Annotated in this window: 3 protein-coding genes and 2 pseudogenes; 3 read left to right on the forward strand and 2 right to left on the reverse strand. The window is 43.1% G+C overall.

What is annotated here, in order from left to right; translation table 11 throughout:
- Positions 1 to 75: 75 nt before the first annotated feature.
- Positions 76 to 526, forward strand: a pseudogene (locus QUA70_RS28155) (transposase); the annotation flags it as partial.
- A 195-nt stretch (positions 527 to 721) separates the two neighbouring features.
- Here QUA70_RS28155 and QUA70_RS28160 read toward each other — a convergent pair.
- The gene (locus QUA70_RS28160; protein WP_242725377.1) at positions 722 to 973 is read right to left on the reverse strand and encodes a TIGR02450 family Trp-rich protein; all 252 of its coding nucleotides are present in this window, start codon (positions 971 to 973) and stop codon (positions 722 to 724) included.
- Between the two features lie 94 nt (positions 974 to 1,067).
- On the opposite strand from QUA70_RS28160, the pseudogene QUA70_RS28165 reads away from it, so the two are divergent.
- A pseudogene (locus tag QUA70_RS28165) lies at positions 1,068 to 1,821 on the forward strand (IS5 family transposase).
- 623 nt (positions 1,822 to 2,444) lie between these two features.
- On the opposite strand, the gene QUA70_RS28170 reads toward QUA70_RS28165, so the two are convergent.
- A complete protein-coding gene (locus tag QUA70_RS28170; RefSeq protein WP_006635912.1) occupies positions 2,445 to 2,669 on the reverse strand; it encodes a hypothetical protein in 225 nt (74 codons plus the stop codon).
- 1,030 nt (positions 2,670 to 3,699) lie between these two features.
- Here QUA70_RS28170 and QUA70_RS28725 point away from each other — a divergent pair.
- Positions 3,700 to 3,830, forward strand: a 131-nt coding sequence (locus QUA70_RS28725) for a helix-turn-helix domain-containing protein (RefSeq protein ID WP_445251685.1), incomplete at its 3' end; no start/stop codon positions are given.

Below are 3,830 nucleotides of genomic sequence, written 5' to 3' on the forward strand. Positions count from 1 at the left end.
AACGCATTAAATTGAGAACAGATCGTCCTACTTAATATTTTGTTACATACTTAGGCATTTTCCTGCCGACTTACTTATGGCGCAGTAAATTATTTAACTAAACAGTTTGTTCTGCGAGAATATGCAACGGCAAATTCTGAGAATACAGTTGCTTTCTTAAAAGATTTACAATCTTTAAATCCCGAAGCCAGACATTTAATTATTTGGGATGGAGCTAGCTATCACAAATATAAAGAGATGAAAGCTTACCTAGAAGAAATTAATCAAGGCTCATAGCGGGATGAATGGCCTTTAACTTGTGTCCTGTTTGCTCCCAATGCTCCCGAACAGAATCCGGTCGAAGATATTTGGCTTCATGCCAAGACTTGGGTGAGGAAATTTGGGAAGCGGATCGGTTCTTTTTCCTTGGTTAAATGGTTCTTCAATTTTACCATACATGAACAAAGCTTTGACTTTCTCTCTTTTACACAAATTTGGTAGTTTTGAACCAACACTCAATGGAACTGCTGCTCGATCGAAACCTTAATTAATTTACGAATGATTTGCGATCGCTATATATCTTTCGATCATACCATAAATGTGCAACACCAGGTTTCCAGGACTTGTAGTCATGTAAAAGATTTTTCACAACCGGGAAAGTCTCACTCCTTATTGGTTTGGATCGGAACGATAGCGAGCAGGCGGCGGAAGTTCCGCTCACTCTACCCCACAGCCCTGTCTTTTAGTCCGCAGTTTCTAATTCCTCTAATTCTTGCGTAGACTGCCATCCAGCTTGCCAGAGCGAGCGGTCTTTGAGCTGTGCGGCGTTCAGCCAAAAACGGACATTTGGATCGCAAGCCGCCACCATTTCTGCAAATACCCATTTACCTTCGTTTTTTCGGTTGACCACTTGAAAGTGTCTCCACCCCCAAGTTTTTTGGTGTGAAGTCCATCGAGAACCAACTAAATAAGGAAATTTTTGTTTTTTGCTCACAGTATTTTTGTGGAAAAATATATTAGGGCGTGTCATCAGTTAACGTAAAGAAAGATCAAGTAAAAACAGACCCAAATAAAAGGATTTACTCGCCATGACCAGCCGTCGTTATGCCCTACGGGATGACCGGTGGGAAATAATAAAAGACCTGTTACCAGGACTAGACGGTTATGTAGGTGGGACTGCCAAAGATAATCGGTTGTTTGTGGAGGCGGGGTTGTATCGCGATCGAGTCGGCATGCCGTTGCGGGACTTACCTGAACGGTTTGGGGACTTTGGAGTCGTACACATGCGCTTGGGTCGATCGAGCAAAACTGGGGTGTGGCAACGGGTATTTGAGGTGTTAGCCGAAGAAGCAGACAACGAGTACGCGATGATTGATTCCACCATTGTCCGCGCCCACTTTTCCCAGCGCGGGCGTAAAAGGGGGGTGCAGACACAGAAGCAATTGGACGTAGCACTCGTCGGGTTGAGCACCAAAATCCATGCAGTGGTCGATGAAGAAGGGAAATCCGGTCAGCTTTCACCTCACGCATGGATAAGCCTGTGACGCAAGACGGTGCAGATGTCCTCTTGCCTGACCTGATGGCGGACACTTTACTTGCAGACAAAGGATACGATGCTGATGCACGGTAATCAATGTTCTCCAAGCGCCAACCAAGGCCGCCGTGATCCCCTCCAAGCTTAACCGCACCACCAAGCGCGACTAAGACAAAGCCCGTCATTTAATTGAAAACTTTTTTGCCAAACTCAAGCAATATCGTGCGCTCGCCACCCGCTACGACAAGCTCAAGGTTAACTTTCTGGGTGCAATTTACCTCGCTGCTACCGTGGTTTGGCTCAACTGATGACACGCCCTAGAAAGCAAGTGAATAGTCATAACTCGTTCTGTTTGATGATATTAATTCCCTACCAAAGCTCGTCAAATCCTCCCCCTCTCCCCTTCTCTCCCTCCCATCACGAACATAACAGATAATATAGAGGCGCCGCAGCTTACATGAGAGTTCACCTAAACTCTATCTGCAAGTAGATGCGTTTATTGTAACTTGCAGCAGTTTCGCATGCGTTCAAAAGTAAGGGCAGTTCAATGACTGCCCCTGTATTAGTTATGCCTATTGAATAGGATAATTTTTCAGGCGATCCACAAATAGCAAATTTATCCAATACGAGCTAAATCGTGAATCTCAAATCTAAAAGCAAATAACCCAGGTTATAGCTGTGCACAATAATCCCTTCTGTGAAACTTACTCAAATCTACTTTTAGAGCAGGTTTGACGTTCACTTCCTGCTTTTACCAAGGCGGTCGGCCGCTTCTTGTCCACAGGCGTGTTTTCGAGCCCAACTTTCCCTACAAACATTTTTTCAATCTTAATCGTGTTTCATTGATCCTGTACAGCTCAATAAAAACGCACTTTTAGATAAGATTGACTAATTTCTTTGATTCTGTCGCTACCTCTTGATTACTTCCCTGTTAAGGCTTTTGGCCCGATAAGTCCAGAGGAAGTTGGGGAAGCCGGAGGCGAACCGCATTTGTTTGCAGCCAGAGAGTGATAGCGTGCTTCCGTTGCGGAGTCACGTACTCTCCTGGTCGGATCACGCCAGCACAGACGCCGATGTTTTTAATAAGGGTTTCTCGCTCCGATGAACTTGCACCCTGTAGCAACCTGACTTGGGCTTTGATAAAATCCACGTTCATAGCTGAAAGTAAAAGTAAGTAAAGAACTCAGTTAAATAGCGATGCTTTGGTTCCGATTGTAACTCTAAAACCACTTGGTATGAATCAAATTGATTCAACATCCCCAGGATGGGGATCGGGGCGTCTAGAGCTAGCCAACTTTATTTACTTTATCTGTTTTTGCTAGCAAAAGTGTCACTATGCTAGCAGTTTTGGCAGAATTATTTATAGTTAAGAACTGTTACAAATTTTGGTCGAAATCCACAATACGGCAGAGTTTAGTGCTAACGCTACTTTCCTGAACTCAAAAAGTTCAGCATTGTCTCCAACTCCTTGCCTTCCTAAGTTTTACACTCCCCGATTGGGAAGCGATCGCTCGGAGAACATTCCTCTTTGATCGCCCCTCTTAACACCCGGACACTGCCACATCACCCTATTGATTTAGATTTTCCCGTAGACTGGGCTGTGGACTATAACTTCAGGCATACGTGTTGTTACCGGGGCTACAATAAGCGAGCAAGTTTTTATTCTTGTTTCTCAAGGAAATATTTTTTTGATTTTCTTGCAAAACCCTTATTTGTGTTAATTAAGGCAACTTTGTGATCTCTGGGCCAACGAAGACTCGGAGCTTGTGAATCCAGATATTTTGTGCTGTGTGGCGCTGAATCTGTTTCCTGAATTCATTGGGGGCGATCGCTCCTCCGCGAGAATTGCCAGTAACGGCTCATTTTGTATAATTCATAACATATCGGTCACTGCTAAAAATTTAAAAACAGCACAAGTTTAAACAGCCTTCCATCCTTTGATCGCTCCTAATAGCGCACAAAGAGGGATAAAAAAAATTAACTCTGCATACCCGATTTTTTAAGGCGATTTTACCTTAGCTATTTGCCTTATACCATTTTTTTAAAGATGTGATAGACTTGTGTAAAAAGTAAAGGCGAGAATTACAATGTCTTGTCGTCCTCATATAAAGATTACCGAATCTGTAAAAAATTTACGATAAATCCTCAAACAGCAAAAAAAAATCCTAGCTTATAACAAAGTTCAAATGCTTTATTTATTTCAGTCAAAACAAGTAGAAACTGTTCGGGAAGTATCCACAGTTTTAGGTAAAAGTGAGGCAACGATTCATCGCTGGCTCTCCCAATATAGAAAGGGCGGTCTGGAAAATTTGTTAAA

This window comes from Microcoleus sp. LAD1_D5 (assembly GCF_036702115.1).
Lineage (GTDB): Bacteria > Cyanobacteriota > Cyanobacteriia > Cyanobacteriales > Microcoleaceae > Microcoleus.